The following is a 19,511-nucleotide window of genomic DNA, read 5'->3' as shown; positions in this document are numbered from 1 at the left end:
ACGCTCGTTCGCATGCAGTGGCGAATCGTGGGGTCAGTGATCGCGGCGGGGCTCGTGGCCGCGCCGGGGGCGGCGGCGCAGACCGACGGCGACACCGGGGTCGGCGGGGTCGTCGGCCCGAACTACTACGAGCTGATCCTCAGCCAGCCGAAGGCGGCGTTCTCGACGTTCTCGTCGGCGAAGACGTACTCGACGTCGTTCGACGTGCTGGCGACCACGACGGAGAACCGGGCGCTGCTGTCGGTCGTCGACGGTGACGTCGCCAGCGGAGCGAAGGTGGGCCGGCTCGCGAGCGGGTCCAAGCTGCTGCCCGAGCCGCTCGAGGCGCGGGTCGGCTCTGCGTCCTTCACGCCGCTGGACACGACGGTCGGTGAGCCGCTCGCGCGCTGGACGGGCCCGCTCGCGCGGGAGGCGGCGACGGTCAAGCTGCGCCAGAAGGTCGAGCGCAAGGCGTCCGGCAGCTACCGCAAGGTCCTGCTCGTCACGCTCTCCACCGACGTCCCGTAGCTAGCGGTCAGCGCCGGTCACGACGGCGCGGGCGAGCTCGGCGCGGGACGTGATGCCGAGCTTCGGGAAGATCTTGTACAGGTGCGAGCCGACCGTGCGGTGGGACATGAACAGCCGCTTGCCGATGTCGCGGTTGGTCAGGCCCTCCGCGGCGAGCTGGGCGATCTGCAGCTCCTGCGGGGTGAGCGCGTCACGGGCGTTGGGCTCCTGACGGCGGCTGCGCTCGCCGGTCGCGCGGAGCTCCTGGCGGGCGCGCTCTGACCACGGGTGGGCGCCGAGCGCGTCGAAGCCCTCGCGGGCGATGCGCAGGGACACGCGGGCCTCGACGGCACGGCGCTGGCGGCGCAGCCAGACGCCGTGGGCGAGCCGGAGCCGGGCGCGCTCCCAGGTCGAGTCCGCGGTGTCGTGGCCGAGCGCGTCCTGGAAGCACGCCTCGGCGGCCTCCGGCTCGGCGAGCACGGCGCGCGCGTACCGGAGCTGGCTGTGCAGCGTCGGGGAGCCGGTGCGCAGGAGCAATGGCTCGATGCGCTCGACGATCGCCCGCGCGTCATCCAGGCGGTCGACGGTCGCGGCGGCATCCGCCAGATCGACGAGGCCGGGCGCGCCGACCAGCGGGTTGTAGGTGCTGTCCTCGGGATCGAAGACGCGCGTGATCTGGTCGAACGCGGCCTCCGGCTCGCCGGCGGCGAGGCTGACGGCGCCGCGGGCCAGCTGGAGATGCTGCAGCGCCGGCGTCGACCTCGGCGGGTGCAGGAGCTGCTCCGCGCGCACGAGCTGCGCCTCGGCACGCTCGGCGTCGCCGCGGAGCCCCGCGAGGTGGGCGAGGAACGTCAGGCACGAGCACTCCCAGCGGGGCTGCCGGGTCTCGCGCGTCAGGAGCAGGCCTTCCTCGGCCGCCTGCTCGGCGAGCGCGAAGTCGCCACGGAAGAGCGCCGCGTGGGCCTGCGAGCCGAGCGCACGGGCGAGCATCGCGAGCCGGCCCTGCTCGCGCAGCCGCTCGACGGCGAGCGCCAGGAACGTGCCCGCGAGCTCGTACTCCGGGATCACGATCAACGCGATGCCGAGCAGGCGCACCTCCTCGGGGTCGGCGAACGTCTCCGCCGCGCTGTCGGCCAGGCGCTCGATCACGAGCGCGCCGTGCCCGACCGGGTCCGCTAGGGCGAGCGTGGCCAGCAGCCGCGGCTCGCGCTCGTCGGCCCCGAGCCGCCGGGCCACGTTCACGATCGCCCGCCGCTCGGCGTCCGGGGCGTCGAACCAGTACGCCTTGTAGGCCGCCGCGAGCGCCACGTCCAACGCCAGCCCCGTCTCCCGTGCACCCAGCATGCGCCCGGCGAGCGCGACGAGCCGGCCGATCGGGACCGGACCCGCCGTCTGGTGCATCACCTCGCGCAGCCACAGCAGGCGGCCGAGCTGCGGGTCGTCCAGCCGGCTCTCGTCGACCTGGCGCAGCAGCTGCAGCGCTTCGTCCTCGCGGCCCAGCTGGTGCTCGAGCTCGGCGGCCGCGATCAGGCGCAAGGCGCGAGCCGCGGGCGCCGCCGTTAGCGCCGCCGCGCGCTTGAGCGCCGTGACTGCGAGCGGGAGGTCGCCGCGGCGCTTCGCCCGCCCCGCCGCCGCCTCGAGCGCGCTCGCGACGTCCTCGTCCGGCTCCAGCGTTCCCGCAGCGCGATGCCAGACGCTGCGATCGGGTTCGCCCGCGAGCGCCTCGGCCAGGGCCGCGTGGGCGCGCGTGCACTCGACCGTTCCGGCCGCCTGGCGGATCGCCGAGCGCACCAGCGGGTGGCGAAACCGCACCCCGTGCGCGTCGAGCCCGATCAGGCCCGCCGCCTCGGCGGGCGCCAGGTCGGCCAGTTGCGGCCGCGCGCCCAGCAGCCGCGCTCCGGCGTCGAGGGTCTCGGCCAGCGACTCGGCGTCGTTGAGCGCGGCGACCAGCAGCAGCGTCGCGGTGGCCGCGGGCAGCGTGGTCACCCGGGACGCGAACGCGCGCTCCAGGCGCGCGGTCAACGGGAGCGTGTCCGCGAGCACGTCGCCGCCGCGGTCCCGCCAGGCGATCGGCAGCTCGATCAGCGCCAGCGGATTGCCGGCCGCCTCGACGAGCACCCGCTCCTGGACGTCCGGGGCCAGCCAGGGCGCCCGGGCCTCGATCAGCCGCCGCGCACCCGCCTCGCTCAACGCCGCCAGCCGCAGCTCGCGCGCACGCGCGTCCTCGAGCCAGGCGACGCTCTCCTCGCGGGCGCTCGCCAGCAGCAGGATCGGGTCGGCGTCCAGCCGCCGCGCGACGAACGCCAGGGCCTCGCCGGTCGCGCGGTCCAGCCATTGGGCGTCGTCGGCGACGAGCAGCATCGGCGTGCCGGCGGCGAGATCCCCGAGCAGGGTCAGCGTGGCGAGCCCGACGAGATAGGGGTCGGGGGCACCGGCCGCCGCGCCGAACACGCTCAGGAGCGCGTCGCGCTGGGCGTCGGGCAACGCCGAGACGCGATCGGCAGCGGGCCGCAGCAGCTGCTGGAGCCCGGAGAACGGCATCAGCGCCTCCGACTGCACACCGACGGTGCTGAGCACCAGCAGCCCGCGCGCCGCGGCCTCCGCCTTCACCCAGCCGACGAGGGCGGACTTGCCCGCTCCGGGCTCACCGCGCACCACGAGGGTCTCGCCGTGCTCGCCGAGCTGGTCGAACCGCTCGCGCACCACGTCGAGCTCGGCCTCACGCTCGAGCAGGGCCACGCCCCAATGATCACCGACTGTTCCCGCCACCGCCTGGGCGCCGAGTAAAGCGCACGCGCGCTCACTACTGGGAGCGGAAGGCGCGACGGTAGGCCGTTGGGGTGACGGAGAGCTGGCGGTGGAAGTGCTTGCGGAGGTTCGCGGCGGTGCCGAAGCCGCACTCGGACGCGATGTCGTCGATCGCGGCGGACGTCGTCTCGAGCGCGCCGCGGGCGGCGTCGACGCGGCGGGCGAGCAGCCAGGACAGGACCGAGGTGCCGGTCTCGGCCTGGAAGCGACGGGCGAACGTGCGCTCGGAGACGTGCGCGTGGTGGGCCAGGACGCGGACGGTGAGCGGCTCATGCAGGCGCTCAAGCGCCCAGGCGCGGGTGGGGGCGAGCGAGCCGCCCGGGTACTTGGGGAGCGGCTGCTCGACGTACTGCGCCTGCCCGCCTTCGCGGTGCGGCGGGACGACGATCCGGCGCGCGATCGAGGCGGCCAGCGCGGCGCCGTGGTCCTGGCGCAGGATGTGCAGGCACAGGTCCAGCCCGGAGGCGACGCCGGCCGAGGTCAGCACGTCGCCGTTGTCGATGTAGAGGACGTCGGGCTCGACGGCCACGCGCGGGAAGCGGGCGGCGAGATCGGCCGCGTCGCGCCAGTGGGTGGTGGCGCGCCGGCCGTCCAGTCGGCCGGCGGCGGCGAGCGCGAACGCGCCGGTGCAGATCGAGACCATCCGGCCGGGCGCGCCGCGCAGCGCCTCCAGCACGTCGTCGTCGGGCACGCGCAGGTGCGGGGTGAAGCCCGGGACGATCACGGTGTCGGCGGTCGCGAGCGCCTCCAGGCCCGCCTGCGCGCCGATCGTGAACCCCGCGGTGGTCGCCACGGACGGCGTCGCCGCGCACACGGTCACGCGGTACGGCGCCTCCTCGTAGTTGCCGAAGATCTGCGCGGGGATCGCGAGGTCGAGCGGGACGACGGCATCCAGCGCCAGCACGGCGATCTCGTGAACGGCCATTGGCAGGATCGTAACGAACACTGGCGTTCCTGCCACTCGTGCGGGTGAGCGTGCCGCGGGACGATCTCCGCATGACGATCGAGATCCTCCTGTTCGACGGCTTCGACGACCTGGACGCGTTCGGCCCGTTCGAGGTGTTCCGGACCGCGGGCCGTGACACGCGCTACGTCACGGTCGAGCCGGTCGAGCGCGTCACGTCCTCGCACGGCACGACGGTCGTCCCGCACGGCGTGCTCGGCGACCCCGACCTGCTGGTGATCCCCGGCGGCGGCTGGAGCGACCGCGCAGCCGGCGGCGCCTACCTCGAGGCGCAGCGCGGCGTGATCGGCGCCAAGCTCGTCGAGCGCCACGCGGCCGGCCGCCGCATCGCCTCCGTGTGCACGGGCGCGATGCTGCTCGCCGAGGCCGGGCTGCTCACCGGTCGCCGCGCGATCACCCACCACACCGCGATCGAGGACCTGCGCGCGGCGGGCGCCGACGTCGCCGAGGACGCGCGCTACGTCGACGAGGGCGACATCGTCACCGCGGGCGGCGTGACCTCGGGCATCGACATGGCGCTGTACCTGCTGGGCGACGACGCCGACGCGGTCCGGCGCGAGATCGAATGGCCGGCGGAGCCTCGCCCTGCGGGCTCGTTCCGCTGAAAGTCATGGCCCAGGGGCCAGGACTTCCGCTGACTTTCAAATGAGCGCGGCGAGCACGTCCGGCTGGTCGATCGGGACGAAGGCGTAGGAGTCCTCGACCTCGACCAGGCGGGCATTGGGGAACAGCGCGGCGAGGCGATAGCCCAGCTCGATCGGGAAGCAGCGGTCCTCCGGCGGCCAGGCGATGATCACCTCGCCCTCGAAGGCGCGCAGCTTCGGCGCGACGTCGAGCGTGATCGCGGGCGAGCACGCCGCCGCGAAGTGGGCGGCGTCGCGCAGGATCTCGCGATCTCGCAGCGCCGGCGTGCCCCAGCGCCGCAGCCGCTCGCGGTCCACGCGCTTCGTCAGCCAGCCGAAGGCGATCGGCAGCCGGCGCGCGGGGGTGAACCGCATCGGCTGCAGGAACGCGCTCATCGCCAGCGGCACGTGACCGAGCGAGAAGAGCGGCTTGAACAGCGCGGGCGGGAACACCTCCAGCGCGTCGCACGGGGTGAGCACCAACCGTGAGATCCGCGAGGCGTCCTGGGCCACGACCAGCTGCGCGAGCGTCCCGCCCGTGTCGCAGCCGACCAGCGTCACGTCGCGCAGGTCGCGGCGCTCGAGCTCGCGCACGATCCAGTCGGCCACGCCCGCGGGCGTCTGCGTGGAACGATCCGCGACCGGCTGCGTGTGCGAGCCGAGCGGCAGCTCGAGCACCACGCACTCCTCGTCGGGCAGGCGCGCCACGACGTCGTCCCAGAGCGAACCATCGACCATCACGCCATGCAGGAACACGACCGCCATACGCGCGAGCTTATCCGCGCCTGATCTGGCCCGTGCCACACTGAGCCACCGTGAAGCGGCTTCTCATCCTGGGTTCCACGGGATCCATCGGCACCCAGGCGCTCGACGTCGTCAAGCGCGCACCAGAGCAGTTCGAGATCGTCGGCCTGTCGGCCGGCAGCAACCACCTCCCGCTCGTCCAGCAGGCGATCGAGCGCGGCGTCAAGCGGATCGCGCTGACCGACCCGGACGCCGCCGCGCGCGCCGGCGAGAACTGGACCGGCGGCGAAGTGCTGTCGGGTCCCGAAGGCCTCGTCCAGCTCGTCGCGGAGTCCGGCGCCGACCTCGTGCTCAACAGCATCGTCGGCTCCGCCGGCCTCGGCCCGACGATCGTCGCCCTCACCGAGAGGATGGACGTCGCGCTGGCCAACAAGGAGTCGCTCGTCGTCGGCGGAGAGCTGGTCACGGCGCTCGCCGAGGCCACGGGCGCGCGCCTGATCCCGATCGACTCCGAGCACACCGCGATCCACCACCTGCTGACGGGCGAGCCTCCCGGGGTGGTCGACAAGCTCGTCATCACCGCGAGCGGCGGTCCGTTCCGCGGGCGCAAGGACCTGACCGGCATCACCGTCGAGGACGCGCTTAACCACCCGACGTGGCGGATGGGCGGCAAGATCACGATCGACTCCGCGACCCTGATGAACAAGGGCCTCGAGGTGATGGAGGCGCATCACCTGTTCGGGACGCCGTACGACAAGATCGACGTCGTCGTGCACCCGCAGTCGATCATCCACGCGATGGTCCAGCTGTGCGACGGCTCGACCAAGGCGCACATGGGCTACCCGGACATGCGCGTCGCGATCGGCTACGCGCTGCACCACCCGGACCGCGCCGACCTGCCGATCAAGCCGCTGGACCTGGTCGAGCTCGGCCAGCTCACCTTCGAAGCGCCCGACCTCGAGACGTTCCCGTGCCTGCGCCTCGCGCGCGAGGCGGCCGTCGCCGGCGGCACCGCGCCGTGCGCGCTCAACGCCGCGAACGAGGTCGCCGTCCACGCCTTCCTCAACGGCCGCCTGCCGTTCACGGGCATCCCGCAGGTGATCGCGGGCGTCCTGGACGAACTCGGCTCACGCCGCGTGCACGACTTCGAGGCGCTGTACGTGACCGATGCCGAGGCGCGCGAGATCGCCGCCGAGCTGATCGAGAGCGTGCACGCATGAGCATCCGCGAAGCGATGCTCCAAGCGACCCCCGATGGCGCCGCGTCAGCGGCTGCCCGGATGGTTCGCCCATGAGCTGGTTGTTGGCCTTCCTCGGCTTTGCCGTGCTGATCATCCTGCACGAGGCGGGGCACTTCTTCGCGGCCAAGGCCGTCGGCATGCGCGTCGAGCGCTTCAGCCTCTTCTTCCCGCCGCTCGTCGCCCGCTACAAGCGCGGCGAGACCGAGTACGCGATCGGCTCGATCCCGCTCGGCGGCTACGTGAAGATCACGGGCATGAACCCGGCGGAGGACATCTCGCCGGAGCACGCTCACCGCGCCTACTACCGCCAGCCGGTGTGGAAGCGGATCGTCGTGATCGGCGCCGGGCCGCTGGTGAACATCGTGCTCGCGTTCATCATCCTCGCCGTCGTGTTCATGCTCCGCGGCCCGATCGAGCCCCCGCTCGTGGTCGGCGCGGTCCAGAACGGCACGCCCGCCCAGGGCAAGCTGCTGGAGGGCGACCAGGTGATCGCCGTCGACGGCAAGCGCCTGACGGGCGACGCCGGCACGCAGCTGGACCAGGTCACGAACGCCGTCGGCGCCCACAAGGGCGACGCGGTCTCGTTCACGCTGGTGCGTGACGGCCGCGAGCTGACCGTCAGCGGCAACACCTTCCTCGACAACAAGCTCGAGGAGCCGCGCTACCGCTTCGGCTTCGGGTACGACCAGGAGGCGATGCGCACCGACGTGGGCGTCGGCCGCGCACCCGGGCTCGCGCTCGACCAGATGTGGGTCGTGACCTCGACGACGGTCAGCCACATCGCCCAGATCTTCAAGGCGGAGAAGCGCAAGGAGATCGGGAGCGTCGTCGGCGGCTACGAGCAGACGCGGCAGACGATCGAGCAGGACGACCTGATCCTCACGCTCACGATCCTCGCCCTGATCTCGCTCAGCCTCGGCATCATCAACCTGTTCCCGTTCCTGCCGCTCGACGGCGGCCACATCTTCTGGGCGCTCGCCGAGAAGGTGCGCGGCAAGGCGATCCCGTTCGCCGTCATGGAGCGCGCCGGCTTCGTCGGCTTCGCGCTGGTGATCATGCTGTTCGTGATCGGCCTCACGAACGACATCGACCGACTGCAGAACGGCGGCTTCGGGATTCGATAGCGTCCTCCCATGGGGGAGAGACGCTCAGTAAACGCCCCGACCATCGCCGAGGCCTTCCGGCTGACGGTCGAGGACAACGCGGACCGGATCGCGGTCCGCACGAAGGACGACGAGGTCGCCTGGACGTGGGCCGAGCTGCAGGCGAAGGTCGACGCCTTCGCCGGCGGGCTGGCCAAGCTCGGCCTCGGGCGCGGGGACACGCTCGCGCTGATGGTCTCCAACCGGCCGGAGTTCGTGGTCGCCGACCTGGCGGCCACGATGCTCGGCGCGACGCCGTTCTCGATCTACCTGACGTCGGCGCCGGACCAGATCGCGTACGTGGTCGGCGACGCGGGCGCGAAGGTCGCCGTGGTCGAGGCGCCGTTCGCGGACGCCATGCGGCCGCTCGTCGACCAGGTGATCGTCGTCGACGAGTGGGAGGAGCACTTCGTCGAGGGCTTCGAGCCCGACTGGCGCGCGGTCGAGCCCGACGACATCCTCACGATCATCTACACGTCCGGCACGACCGGCCCGCCGAAGGGCGTCCAGCTCTCGCACCGCAACGAGATGGCGGCCGTGGACGCCGTGGAGAAGCGCGTCGGCTTCCCGGACGGCTCGCGCGTGATCTCGTGGCTGCCGAGCGCGCACGTCGCCGAGCGCACCGCGCACCACTACCTCCCGATCGTCTACGGCATGACGATCACGACGTGCCCGGACCCGCGCCGGATCGGCGAGTGGCTGCCGGCGGTCAAGCCGACCTGGTTCTTCGCGGTCCCGCGCGTGTGGGAGAAGCTCAAAGCCGGCATCGAGGCGAAGCTGGCGGCGAACGAGCAGGCGCAGACGGTGCTCGGGGCCGCGAAGCAGGTCGTGGAGCTCCGCCAGGCGGGGCAGCCGGTGCCGGACGCACTCGAAAGTGCGGTCGAGCTGGGGGAGGAGCAGCTGTTCGCGCCGCTGCGGGCCGCGATCGGGCTCGACGAGGCGAAGCTCGTGAACGTCGGCGCCGCACCCACGCCGCGTGAGGTGCTCGTGTTCTTCCACGCCATCGGCGTCCCGCTGGCCGAGATCTGGGGGATGAGCGAGACCTGCGGCGCGGGCGCGTCGAACCCCGAGGAGCGGATCAAGATCGGCACGGTCGGCCTGCCGTCGCCCGGCGTGGAGCTCAAGCTGGCCGAGGACGGGGAGCTGCTCGCGCGCTCAGAGGTGGTCATGGTCGGCTACCGCAATCTGCCCGAGAAGACCGCCGAAGCGCTCGACGACGACGGGTGGCTGCACACGGGCGACGTCGCGACCATCGACGAGGACGGGTACGTCACGATCGTCGATCGCAAGAAGGAGCTGATCATCAACGCCGCGGGCAAGAACATGTCGCCCGCGAACATCGAAGCGGCGCTCAAAGGGGCGTCGCCGCTCATCGGCCAGGCCTGTGTGGTCGGCGACGGCCGTCCGTACAACGTCGCGCTGCTCGTGCTCGACCCGGACTACGCCGCGACGGTTGACGACCACGAGCGGGTCGTGGGCGAAGCGGTCGCGAGTGCCAATTCAACGCTTTCGCGCCCTGAGCAGATCAAGGAATGGACGATTCTGGAGGGTGACTGGCTCCCCGGTGGGGATGAGCTGACCCCCACGATGAAGCTCAAGCGGCGGCCGATTTATGAGAAGTATTCCCTCCACATCGAGGGGATGTACAGCTAAAGATTTGCGGCGGTTTCCCGATCTCCGAGGTCAAGCTCACGTCAAGGCAACCTCAAGGAGAGACCGCCCCCAATGCCCAAGCTTCGATCACTGCGCAGCAAGATGCTGGCACTGATCCTCGTCCCCGTCATCGTCGCGCTTGCCGCCGTGACGTTCATCGCCATCTCGAAGGCCGGCTCGTCGCAGGAGAAGTCCTCCTATGCCGAGCTGCAGAAGACGACGGCGCTCGAGTCGTCGAACGTCGACGGCGCCATCGCCGGTGTCCAGAACATCGCCAACAGCGCCGCGCTGATCCTGTCCACCAGCAACAGCCGCGCGGACGCCATCGCCGGCCTCACCGCGCTCGAGACCAAGAGCAAGGACAGCGTCGTGGCCGTCTTCGGCGGCCTGCTCCCGAACACGTTCGGCAGCGACGCGAAGGCCGTCGGCCAGCCGGCCACGCTCCCCAACGGGTCGTTCCAGCCGAGCGTCGCGCTCGACGAGAAGGGCAACATCGCCGTCACGGCCAGCAAGGACGGCGTCACGGGCGCGCAGGCGTACGTGAAGGCCCCGAAGCCGGGCGTTCAGGAGCCGGCCGCCTACGAGGGCACGATGTACGTGACCTACCAGGCGTCGGTCGAGCGCGGCGGCAAGGTCGTCGGCTACGCCGGCACCGCCAACACGCTCGCGCTGATCGACAAGGGTCTGTCGGAGATGAAGTTCTACGACACGGGCTACGCCTACGCCGTGTCCGGCAAGGGCGTGCTGCTCTCCAGCCCGGATAAGACCAAGACCGGCAAGGTCAGCCTCGCGCAGCTCGCCGAGAGCACGGGCAACCCGGAGCTCAAGCAGGTCGCCGACTCGATCGCCGCCGGCAAGGACGGCCAGATCGAGACCAAGGACCCGTTCACGGGCAAGGACATCGTCCTGACCTGGAACAAGATCGACGCCGCGGGCTGGAGCTTCCTGACCGCCGTCCCGCAGTCCGAGGTCCTCGCGCCCGTCAAGAGCCTGCAGAACACGCTGCTCATCGTCGGCGTGATCGCCCTGATCCTCATCAGCCTCGTGATCGTGTTCGTCGCGAACCTGCTCACCAAGCCGATCCGCACCGTAACCGACGCCGCTGAGCGCGTCGCCAACGGCGAGGTCGACGTCCAGATCGACGTCAAGACCAACGACGAGATCGGCCGCCTGGCCGGTTCGTTCGAGCGCACCGTCGACTACCTGCGTGAGAAGGCCACCGCCGCCGAGGCCGTCGCCGACGGCGACCTGACGGTGTCCGTCGAGCCGCGTTCGGAGAAGGACGTCCTCGGGATCGCCTTCAACCGCCTCGTGGAGGACCTCCGCGGGATCGTCGGTCGCGTCACCAGCACGGCGACGGGCGTCAGCGACGCCTCGCGCCAGATGGCCAGCACCTCCGACGAGGCCGGCCGCGCGATCCAGGAGATCGCGGTCGCCATCGGCGAGGTCGCCGAGGGCACCAACGTGCAGGTCCAGAAGGTCGAAGCCGTCCGTGAGGCCGCCGAGCGCGTCGCCGGCACCGCCCGCGACAGCGCCGAGCGTGCCCACGAGGCCGCCGGCGAGGCCGAGAAGGCCAAGGGCATGGCCACCGAGGGCCTCGTGGCCGCCGGTGAGGCGTCCGCCGCCATGAGCGGCCTGGCCGAGTCCGCGTCCGGCGTGACCGGCGCGATCGAGACGCTCGCTGCCAAGTCCGAGAAGATCGGCGGCATCGTGACCACGATCACCGGCCTGGCCGAGCAGACCAACCTGCTCGCGCTGAACGCCGCGATCGAGGCCGCCCGTGCCGGCGAGCAGGGCCGCGGCTTCGCCGTCGTGGCCGAGGAAGTCCGCAAGCTGGCCGAGGAGTCGCAGTCCGCGGCCGGCGAGATCGCGGGCCTCATCAGCGAGATCCAGCGCGAGACGACCGACGTCGTCGCGATGGTGGCCGACACGGCCGAGCGCACCGAGGGTGGCACGCAGACGGTCGAGCGCGCCCGCGCGGCGTTCGAGGCCATCGGCGCGGCGGTCGACGAGGTCACGGCGCGTGCCGCGGACATCGCCGGCGCCGTCGAGACCCTCTCGCTGGACGCGAACCAGATCGCTGACGACGTCGTCGGCGTCGCCACGGTCGCCGAGTCCGCGAGCGCTTCGAGCGAGCAGGTCTCCGCCTCGACGCAGCAGACCAGCGCTTCGACGCAGGAGATTGCTGCGTCGGCGCAGGAGCTGGCCGGTACGGCCGCCGAGCTCGAGCAGCTCGTCGCCACGTTCCGCCTGTCCTAAGCCCCGAAAGATTCAGCGGCCGACCACGCGATGACGCCGTGGTCGGCCGGAGGATCTCCAGTCTGTCGCCCCGTCCGCGCGATCGACTGCGTAGAGGCCCCCATCTGAAGGTGGGGGTGGCCCTACTTTCCGAGGCTGTCGAGGAGCTCGACCAGGGAGCGCATCACGCGCGCCGCTGCGTCGAGCTCTTCGTCGTTGTGGACGCCGAGCACTTCCCGCGTGCGTTCCTCGATCCGGGCGCGCTTGGCCGCGAGCACCTCGTGGCCGGCGTCGGTGAGGGAGACGATCACCTGCCGGCGGTCCTTCTCGCTGCGCCGGCGCTCGACGATTCCGCTCTGCTCGAGCTGGTCGAGCAGCGCGGTCATCGAGGCGGGGGAGAGGTCGGCGCGCTTGGCCAGCTCGCCCGCGGTGCACGCCTCGCCGCGCTCGAGCTGGAAGAGGGCGCGCACCTGGGTGGCCGACAGGTCGCCGGCGCGGTGCGGATCGCGACCCCGCAGGCGGCGCTCCGCGGCGAAGAGCTCGTTCATCGCGGCCCGCACCTCGTCGGTCACGCCAGCACCAGCTCGGGCTCGCGCTCGGTCACGCGGCGGCGCTCGATCGACGCGAGCAGGAGCGTCGGGATCAGCGCGACGACGCCGATGCCGATCACCCACCAGAACGTGTGGGCGAAGCTGCCGGCCATGACGGACGGCGAGTTGGACGTGAAGCCGTTCTGGAGCACGACGGTGAGGATGGCGGTGCCGATCGACCCGCCGACACGCTGCAGGACGTTCAGCTGCGGCGTGGCGTCCTTGATCTGCTCGGGCTTGAGCGTCGCGTAGGCGGCGGTCATCGCCGGCATCATCGACATGCCGATGCCGAACCCGCGCACGACCATGGCGGCGGCCAGGAAGACGAGCGGCGTGGCTTCGTCGATCAGCACGAACGGAAGTGTGGCCACGATCATGATCGCGGCGCCGAGGACGCTGGTGAGCCCGCCGCCGAGGCGCTCGGTCACGCGGCCGGAGAGCGCCATCGCGAGCGCGGCGCCGATGCCCTGCGGCATCAGCAGCAGGCCGGTCGTGACGGCGTCCTCGCCGCGGACGAGCTGGAAGTAGAGCGGCATCAGGACCATGCCGCCGAACAGCACGGCGCCGAGGGCGAAGGTCGTGACGGACGCCGAGGCGAAGGCCTTGTTGGCGTAGAGGCGCACGTCGAGCAGCGGGTTCGGGATGTGCAGCGCGCGGATCACGAAGGTGGCGACGAGCGCGAGGCCGCCGAGCGCCGGGATGAGCACGGCGGGGGCGGTCATCGAGCCGGTGGTGCCGCTCTCGGCGAGGCCGTAGGTGAGGCCGACGAGGCCGGTGGCGACGAGCCCGAGGCCGATCGCGTCGAGCTTCTCGGTCGAGGGGGCCGCTTCGTCGCGCGGCAGCAGGCGCAGCGACGCGATCGCGGCGACGATGCCGACCGGGATGTTCACGAAGAAGATCGCCTGCCAGCTGATGTGCTCGACGAGCAAGCCGCCGAGCGTGGGGCCGAAGACGGGGGCGAGGATGATCGGGACGCCGATCGCGCTCATCACGCGCGCCATGTTGCCGGGGCCGGCGGCACGGACGAGGACCATCTGGCCGATCGGGACGAGCAGGCCGCCCGCGAGGCCCTGGAGGACGCGCGCGCCGATCAGCGTCTCGAGGTTCCAGGCCAGGCCGCAGAGCGCGGAGCCCGCGGTGAAGAGCACGAGGGAGATGACGTAGAGGCGGCGGGCGCCGAAGCGGTTGGCGGCCCAGCCGGAGACGGGGATGACCGCGGCGAGCGCGAGCATGTAGCTCGTGACGACCCACTGGACTTCATCCAGGGGCGAGTCGAGCTTCACCGCCAGCGTCTCGAGTGCGACGTTGACGATGGTGGTGGAGAGCACGGACATGATCGAGCCGAGGACGACGGCGATCGCGATCCGCTTGACATGAGGTTCAAGGTTCATAGTTCGTCTCCAAAAGATTAGCCACAAAACCTTTCGGAATCAAGACGTTTACACTTGAACGTCGCTCCGGCCTCTAAACTCGTCGGCAATGGCTTCCAAGCGCTCAGTGACCGTCGGTGGTGTCCAGATCGGCGGGGGCGCCCCGGTCGCGGTCCAGACCATGACCAAGACCGAAACGGCCAACCTGCAGGCCACGATGGACCAGATCCGCCGCGTCGCCGACGCCGGCGCGGACATCGTGCGCTGCGCCGTTCCGCGTGAGAAGGACGTCGAGGCGCTGAAGACGATCGTGCGCGAGTCGCCGATCCCGATCATCGCCGACATCCACTTCAACCACACGCTGGCGCTGAAGGCGATCGACGCCGGTGCGCACTGCATCCGCTTGAACCCGGGCAACATCGGCGGGCCAGAGAAGGTCGCCGAGGTCGCCGACCGCGCCAAGGCCGCGGGCGTGCCGCTGCGCATCGGCGTGAACTCCGGCTCGCTGCCCAAGCATCTGCACGACCTGGAGATGACCAACCCGGTCGAGGCGCTCGTCACCGCCGCCGTCGAGTTCGTCGGCTTGATGGAGCGCCTGCGCTTCGAGGACTTCAAGGTCTCGCTCAAGTCGACGTCCGTCCCGAACACGATCGCCGCCAACCGCCTGCTGAGCGATCGCATCGACTACCCGCTGCACCTCGGCATCACCGAGGCCGGCACCAAGTGGTCGGGTTCCCTCAAGAGCGCAGTCGGCCTGGGCACGCTGCTGGCCGACGGCATCGGCGACACGATCCGCATCTCCTTGAGCACCTTCCACGCCGAGGAAGAGGTCAAGGTCGCCTGGGAGATCCTCAAGGCGCTGAAGCTCCGTGAGCGCGGGCCCGTGCTCATCGCCTGCCCGACGTGCGGTCGGCTCCAGTTCGACATGGACTCGGTCGTCGCCGAGGTCGAGCGCCGCCTGGAGGCCTACGACGACCCGATCGAGGTCTCCGTCCTCGGCTGCGCCGTCAACGGCATCGGCGAGGCCCGCCACGCCGACTTCGGCATCACCGGCGCCAAGGACATGGGCATGATCTACTCCAAGGGCGAGCCGATCAAGAAGGTCCGCACCGAGAACCTCGTCGACGAGCTCTTCACCGAGATCGACAAGTACTACGCCTCCGGCAAGCAGGTCACGCGTGACGCGACCGCCGCCGCCGAGGCCGCCGCCTGGCTCGCCGAGGAAGAGGACGCCACGGCGATGACGCCGGAGCGCCTCGCCGCGATGGAGCTGGAGAAGGCCAAGGCCGACGCGGACGCGATCGACGAGGCTTTGAGCCCGGTCGCGGGTCGGCGCTTCACCCGCGCGTAAGTCAACGGCTGATCACACCCGCGGGCGCCGCGTCAAGCAAACTCGCGCTTCGCGGCGAGCCCGCTTGACCCGTCGCGGCGGGCGTGATGTGGGCAGGTGAGGAGGGTTCCCCTCACTGTGCGAACGCACATGCGTTCACCTCGGATCGATCACGAAGGACCAGCCCGCGCAGGTTGGACGAGGGGGTGTGTCCGGAAACTCCCGCCTCGCGGACTTTTCCGGGCACACCCCTCCGAAATCGGCCTTAGCCATGGCCCCGGGGGAACGCGAACGCGTTCCATAGTGAGGGGAACCCTCCTCACCTGCCCATCAGCGCACCGGCCGCGGCGGGTCAAGCAATTCCTGACGACCGCGTCGTCAACCCCAACGTCGGGGCATGAATTGCTTGACGCGACGCCCGACGGTGTGCTCAGCCGGTGCCGTTGCCGCTCTACGCGGCTTCGGTCAGCACCGCGTAGTGCACCGTGAACATCCGCTCCGCGCTGGGCGCGTGGGCGCGGTGCGACGCGGCGCGGACCGCCCACTTGGCGGCCGCGGCCACGCGTGACTTCGCGGACTCCGCGAAGAACGCGTGGTGCTCGCGCCCCAGCGGGTCGGCCAGCTCGGCGACGGGCTTGACGCCCGCACGCCGTGCCAGCGACCGCACGGAGGCGCGGTCGAAAGCGTGGAGATGGCCGATCGAGGCCGAGATGGCGCGCTTGGCCGGACGGGCCGCGGAGCGGTTGTTCTCCAGCGGCACCTCGACGAGCACGTGCTTGGCCACGCGCGCGGCCTCGGCCAGCAGGGGCTCGGGGTCCGGCACGTGCTCGAGCACGTGCGAGAGGATCGCGAGATCGTACGTGCTGTCCTCGACGGGGATGCGGTCGCCGTCGTAGGCCTCGAGGCGCTCGACACGGCTGATGCCGCGCCCGCGGGCGATCTCGATCGCGGGCGCGGAGAGCTCGAAGCCGTCGAAGCGGCTCGCCGGCCACAGGTCCGACAGGGCGCTCAAGAGCGCGCCGTCGCCGCAGCCGATCTCGACCACCCGGGCGGGGGAAAGGTCCGCCCGGGCGCACAGCTCAGCGGCGTGGGCCGCCTTCGAACGCGCGCCGATCGCCCGCCACCGGCCCATCTTCAGACGACGCTCGTGGTCGTCCAGCGAATAGCCGGCGGTGTAGAAGGCCGTGGGGTCTTGGCGCGCTTCGATGCTCATGAGGTGGTGGTCAGCGCCGCAGCGGCCTTGTACTGGCTCTTTTCCTTCTTGCTCAGATCGATGATCCCCGAGGTCCGCGGCTGCGGGTTCGGGTCCAGGAGCGAAGGCTTCGGCGTCCACACATAACGGTAGGACGCGCCCGTCTGCAGCGTGGTGCGGTACGAGAACACGCCGTCGGCGGCCGCGTTGCGCGTCGTGACGGCCTTGAACTCCGCCGAGCCCTTGGCGCGCACCTCGATCCGGACCTGGCTCTGCGCCTCGGCGCGGACCTGGCCCCAGAGCAGGCCGGACTTCGCGCCGGCCTTCTGGTCGATCACGAACGGCGAGGACATGATCGAGAGCACCGGCTTCGGGCGACCGTCGTTGAAGCGCAGGCCGGTCTGCCAACCCGAGTAGCGCTTCGTGCCCGACCCGAGGTTCTGCACGCGCTCGTCGTCCCACTGGTAGAAGGACAGGCCGCGCACGCGCTTGGTCGCCCAGGCGATGTAGGACGCCTGCTGCAGGTACTTGGTCTGCAGCGTCGTCGAAATGCCCGAGGCGGGATCCGGCGGCGACGTCTCGTAGCCGAACTCGGTCAGGTGGATGTTCTTGCTGACCGAGAGGCGCTTGCGGGCCTTGAGCTTGTCGATCGCCGTGAACAGGCGCTTGAGGTCGCCGAACTGGGCGGCGTCCTGGTCCGGGTTCGCGCGGTCCGGCGCGTACTTCTGCGGATGCGGGTGGTAGCCGAGCGTGTCGCCCTTGGCCGCTTTGAAGCCCTTGCAGCGCCCGGACTTGACCGTCTTGTAGTTGTCGTCGACGCAGCCCAGCGAGCGCAGGAACGCGAGCGGGCGCATCGGCGTGTCCACGCTGATCGGCTTGTTGCCGACCGGCGCGAGCTCGCCGATCACGATCTCGGCGCCGGGGTCGGCGGCCTTGACGACGGGCTGCGCGGCGCGCACCAGGGACCGGTAGATGTGCGGGGAGACCGGCTGGAACTTGCCGCCGATCCGCTCCCACTGCGGCTGGAGCCAGCCCTTCTGGTTGGGCTCGTTCCAGATCAGGTAGCGGTCCACGTCGGCCTTGTAGCGCGTCGCCGCGGCCTTCGAGAAGTCCGCGAACGCCTTCGGATCCGGCTTGTAGCGCGGGTTGCGCTTCGCCGGCTCCGAGCTCGACCACAGCGGGCCGGGACCCGTCAGCGTGAGCATCACGCGGATGTTCTGGGCGCGGACCATCGCGATCGCGGCGTCCAACTTGGCCCAGTTGTACTGCGGATCGAGGTGGTTTCCGGCGTCGAACCCGGCGGGCTTGCTGGCCGAGCTGTCGGCCGGCGCGATCTCCCACCAGCGCGCGTGGATGCGCACGACGTCGACGCCGAACTTCTTCCACGCCTCGACGGCCGCGGGCGCGAGGTGCTGGTTGGAGAGGATCAGGCCCTCGTCCTCCATGCCGACCTCGAAATCGGCCGCGTGCGCGGCGGGTGCTCCCGCCGCCGCCAAGGACACCGCCGCCACGGCGGCCACTACGAAACGCTTCACTTGCTCGCTACCTCCGCCTGGCGGGACGTGATCCCGTTCCAGCTCAGCCGCCACACACCGCCCGAATCGGGCAGTTCCACGGTGAAGGTGCCGTTCGCGGATGTGACCGGCACGCTCTGCACCGTCTTGAACGACGACGATCCGGCCGCCGCGTTCTGGACCTCCACAGTACCGGCGGCTCCGGCGTCGGCCGGGCGGACCTGCCCATACACGGTCACGTTGGCGCCCTTCTTGGACACCCAGATCGGCAGCTTGTAGGCGTCGTAGGACGGCTTGCGCGCCCCGCCCGAGAAGAGACGCAGGCCCATCTGGAAGCCGGCGCCGATGCTCTGGTCGTCGACGATCTTGTACTGCGCGACCGTCTTCACGCGCGAGTTGTTGTACGCCATCCAGTCGGACTGGTTGATGTACTCGGACTGCTGGGCGTCGGTCACCGCGAAGATGTCGTTGACGCCGGGCGGGTTGGTCTGCCAGCCGTGCTCGGTGTAGTGCACCGGGAGCTTGGTCGGGATGCGCTTGCGCTTGCCGGCCTGGTCGAGCAGCTTGGTCAGGCGCGAGGAGGTGCCGATCGTGATCTCACCGGCGTTGGTCTTCGACAGCGGCGGCCGCGAGCCGCCACGCGTGTACGGGTGATGCGCGTAGCCGTTGACGCCGAGCTTCTTGTAGCCCTTGCAGCCCTGCTCGGTGGCCTCGACGCCGCCCAGCGAGCCGCCGGACGTCGAGAGGCAGAACACGCCGCGCAGGAACGTCGACGGCGACGTCTTCTTGATCTTCGACGCGCACGACTTCGGCGCGCGCAGCTTGCGCTGGGCCGAGCAGCCGGACGGGTCGTCACCGAGCGGGGCGGTCTCGCCGAGCCAGATCTGGTCGGTCTTGGTCTTGTGGCCGGTCGCGCTCAGCGAGGAGATGGCCGCCTTCGCGAGCGAGCGGTACAGCGACGCGGACCGCTGGACGGCGACGCCACCGACGACCTCGTACTGCGGCGAGAGCCACGAGCCGAGGTTCGGCTCGTTCCAGATCGACCAGTACTTGACGGTCGGGTACTTGGTGCCGAGCGCGCGGACGAAGTCGCCGAAGAGCTTCGGGTCGGGCTTGCAGACCTTGCGCGCGGCGGCGGAGCCCTTGCAGCGGGACGCCCACGCGGGAATCGGGCCGGTCGGCGTCAGCAGCACCTGCATGCCGCGCGCCTGGGCGCCGGCGACGAACGAGTCGAGCATCGCGAACGCGGCGCCGTAGGACTCGGGTTTCTTGCCGTTGAACCCTTTCGGCTTCTTCGTCGCGTTCGAGGCAGGAGCAACACGAGCCCAGATCACGTTGGCGCGGATGAGATCAGCGCCGAGCGCCTTGGCCTCGTCCAGGGCTTGGGCCTGGACCTCCGGGCCCGACTCGAGCATCAGCTTCTCATCCTCGATGAGGGACAGCTGGTCGGGGGCGGCCAGAGCGGGGGCCGCGGGCAGGGCAGCGGTGCACACTGCGGCCACGGCGAACAGCCGCCGGGCGCGGCGTCGGGTCGTCTCATTCATCAGAGACATTCCAACGCCCCGCCCGGACGGGAGTTGCGGTGCAGCAATCGCGAAGCGATTCGCGCGACCCAAG

Annotated in this window: 15 protein-coding genes; 7 read left to right on the top strand and 8 right to left on the bottom strand. The window is 71.0% G+C overall.

Annotation, left to right across the window (positions count from 1 at the left end):
• Positions 1–12: 12 nt before the first annotated feature.
• Positions 13–507, top strand: a complete 495-nt coding sequence (locus OJ997_RS10715; protein WP_270025082.1) for a hypothetical protein — start codon at positions 13–15, stop codon at positions 505–507.
• Here the strand turns inward: OJ997_RS10715 and OJ997_RS10710 are convergent, their stop codons facing one another.
• Both OJ997_RS10710 and OJ997_RS10705 read right to left on the bottom strand, forming a co-directional pair.
• Positions 508–3,225, bottom strand: a complete 2,718-nt coding sequence (locus OJ997_RS10710; RefSeq protein ID WP_270025081.1) for a helix-turn-helix transcriptional regulator — start codon at positions 3,223–3,225, stop codon at positions 508–510.
• Positions 3,226–3,289: 64 nt separating this feature from the next.
• A complete protein-coding gene (locus OJ997_RS10705) occupies positions 3,290–4,219 on the bottom strand; it encodes a GlxA family transcriptional regulator (RefSeq protein WP_270025080.1) in 930 nt (309 codons plus the stop codon).
• Between the two features lie 71 nt (positions 4,220–4,290).
• Here OJ997_RS10705 and OJ997_RS10700 point away from each other — a divergent pair, with 71 nt between their 5' ends.
• On the top strand, positions 4,291–4,863 hold the full coding sequence (locus OJ997_RS10700; RefSeq protein ID WP_270025079.1) for a DJ-1/PfpI family protein: 573 nt from the start codon (positions 4,291–4,293) through the stop codon (positions 4,861–4,863).
• 36 nt (positions 4,864–4,899) lie between these two features.
• Here the strand turns inward: OJ997_RS10700 and OJ997_RS10695 are convergent, their stop codons facing one another.
• On the bottom strand, positions 4,900–5,646 hold the full coding sequence (locus tag OJ997_RS10695) for an alpha/beta fold hydrolase (protein WP_270025078.1): 747 nt from the start codon (positions 5,644–5,646) through the stop codon (positions 4,900–4,902).
• A 50-nt stretch (positions 5,647–5,696) separates the two neighbouring features.
• On the opposite strand from OJ997_RS10695, the gene dxr reads away from it, so the two are divergent.
• The 4 genes from dxr to OJ997_RS10675 all read left to right on the top strand — a co-directional run bounded on the left by dxr (position 5,697) and on the right by OJ997_RS10675 (position 11,919).
• Positions 5,697–6,845, top strand: coding sequence for a 1-deoxy-D-xylulose-5-phosphate reductoisomerase (gene dxr, locus OJ997_RS10690; RefSeq protein WP_270025077.1), 1,149 nt, complete (start codon positions 5,697–5,699; stop codon positions 6,843–6,845).
• Between the two features lie 70 nt (positions 6,846–6,915).
• Positions 6,916–7,989, top strand: coding sequence for a M50 family metallopeptidase (locus OJ997_RS10685; protein ID WP_270025076.1), 1,074 nt, complete (start codon positions 6,916–6,918; stop codon positions 7,987–7,989).
• 9 nt (positions 7,990–7,998) lie between these two features.
• Positions 7,999–9,660 carry an AMP-dependent synthetase/ligase gene (locus tag OJ997_RS10680; RefSeq protein WP_270025075.1) on the top strand — a complete coding sequence of 554 codons (1,662 nt, stop codon included), beginning with the start codon at positions 7,999–8,001 and terminating at the stop codon, positions 9,658–9,660.
• Between the two features lie 102 nt (positions 9,661–9,762).
• Positions 9,763–11,919: a methyl-accepting chemotaxis protein gene (locus tag OJ997_RS10675; protein ID WP_270025074.1), complete on the top strand. Its 2,157-nt coding sequence runs from the start codon at positions 9,763–9,765 to the stop codon at positions 11,917–11,919.
• A 122-nt stretch (positions 11,920–12,041) separates the two neighbouring features.
• On the opposite strand, the gene OJ997_RS10670 is transcribed toward OJ997_RS10675, so the two are convergent.
• Both OJ997_RS10670 and OJ997_RS10665 read right to left on the bottom strand, forming a co-directional pair.
• On the bottom strand, positions 12,042–12,470 hold the full coding sequence (locus tag OJ997_RS10670; RefSeq protein WP_270025073.1) for a MarR family transcriptional regulator: 429 nt from the start codon (positions 12,468–12,470) through the stop codon (positions 12,042–12,044).
• Positions 12,467–13,879 (bottom strand): DHA2 family efflux MFS transporter permease subunit, encoded by a 1,413-nt coding sequence (locus OJ997_RS10665; RefSeq protein WP_270025072.1) that lies wholly within the window; start codon positions 13,877–13,879, stop codon positions 12,467–12,469. Before OJ997_RS10665 ends, OJ997_RS10670 begins: the two co-directional genes overlap by 4 nt.
• An 88-nt stretch (positions 13,880–13,967) precedes the next feature.
• Here OJ997_RS10665 and ispG point away from each other — a divergent pair, with 88 nt between their 5' ends.
• Positions 13,968–15,209 carry a flavodoxin-dependent (E)-4-hydroxy-3-methylbut-2-enyl-diphosphate synthase gene (gene ispG, locus OJ997_RS10660; RefSeq protein WP_270025071.1) on the top strand — a complete coding sequence of 414 codons (1,242 nt, stop codon included), beginning with the start codon at positions 13,968–13,970 and terminating at the stop codon, positions 15,207–15,209.
• A 430-nt stretch (positions 15,210–15,639) separates the two neighbouring features.
• Here the strand turns inward: ispG and OJ997_RS10655 are convergent, their stop codons facing one another.
• From OJ997_RS10655 to OJ997_RS10645, 3 genes are read right to left on the bottom strand one after another with little or no spacing between them, the layout of a single operon-like run.
• Positions 15,640–16,401: a class I SAM-dependent methyltransferase gene (locus OJ997_RS10655; protein WP_270025070.1), complete on the bottom strand. Its 762-nt coding sequence runs from the start codon at positions 16,399–16,401 to the stop codon at positions 15,640–15,642.
• Positions 16,398–17,915, bottom strand: coding sequence for a glycoside hydrolase family 5 protein (locus OJ997_RS10650; RefSeq protein ID WP_270025069.1), 1,518 nt, complete (start codon positions 17,913–17,915; stop codon positions 16,398–16,400). Before OJ997_RS10650 ends, OJ997_RS10655 begins: the two co-directional genes overlap by 4 nt.
• On the bottom strand, positions 17,912–19,438 hold the full coding sequence (locus OJ997_RS10645; RefSeq protein WP_270025068.1) for a cellulase family glycosylhydrolase: 1,527 nt from the start codon (positions 19,436–19,438) through the stop codon (positions 17,912–17,914). Before OJ997_RS10645 ends, OJ997_RS10650 begins: the two co-directional genes overlap by 4 nt.
• Positions 19,439–19,511 lie beyond the last annotated feature (73 nt).

This window comes from Solirubrobacter phytolaccae (genome assembly GCF_027587195.1).
Taxonomy (GTDB): domain Bacteria; phylum Actinomycetota; class Thermoleophilia; order Solirubrobacterales; family Solirubrobacteraceae; genus Solirubrobacter; species Solirubrobacter phytolaccae.
This window is presented reverse-complemented; position numbering and strand designations above follow the sequence as displayed.

Excerpts from the sequence above, each read along its gene's own strand:
- OJ997_RS10700 (WP_270025079.1), top strand. The coding sequence starts at position 4,291 with ATGACGATCGAGATCCTCCTGTTCGACGGCTTCGACGACCTGGACGCG.
- OJ997_RS10645 (WP_270025068.1), bottom strand. The coding sequence starts at position 19,438 with ATGAATGAGACGACCCGACGCCGCGCCCGGCGGCTGTTCGCCGTGGCC.
- OJ997_RS10705 (WP_270025080.1), bottom strand. The coding sequence starts at position 4,219 with ATGGCCGTTCACGAGATCGCCGTGCTGGCGCTGGATGCCGTCGTCCCG.
- OJ997_RS10665 (WP_270025072.1), bottom strand. The coding sequence starts at position 13,879 with ATGAACCTTGAACCTCATGTCAAGCGGATCGCGATCGCCGTCGTCCTC.
- OJ997_RS10685 (WP_270025076.1), top strand. The coding sequence starts at position 6,916 with ATGAGCTGGTTGTTGGCCTTCCTCGGCTTTGCCGTGCTGATCATCCTG.
- OJ997_RS10715 (WP_270025082.1), top strand. The coding sequence starts at position 13 with ATGCAGTGGCGAATCGTGGGGTCAGTGATCGCGGCGGGGCTCGTGGCC.
- OJ997_RS10680 (WP_270025075.1), top strand. The coding sequence starts at position 7,999 with ATGGGGGAGAGACGCTCAGTAAACGCCCCGACCATCGCCGAGGCCTTC.
- OJ997_RS10675 (WP_270025074.1), top strand. The coding sequence starts at position 9,763 with ATGCTGGCACTGATCCTCGTCCCCGTCATCGTCGCGCTTGCCGCCGTG.
- OJ997_RS10695 (WP_270025078.1), bottom strand. The coding sequence starts at position 5,646 with ATGGCGGTCGTGTTCCTGCATGGCGTGATGGTCGATGGTTCGCTCTGG.
- ispG (WP_270025071.1), top strand. The coding sequence starts at position 13,968 with ATGGCTTCCAAGCGCTCAGTGACCGTCGGTGGTGTCCAGATCGGCGGG.
- OJ997_RS10655 (WP_270025070.1), bottom strand. The coding sequence starts at position 16,401 with ATGAGCATCGAAGCGCGCCAAGACCCCACGGCCTTCTACACCGCCGGC.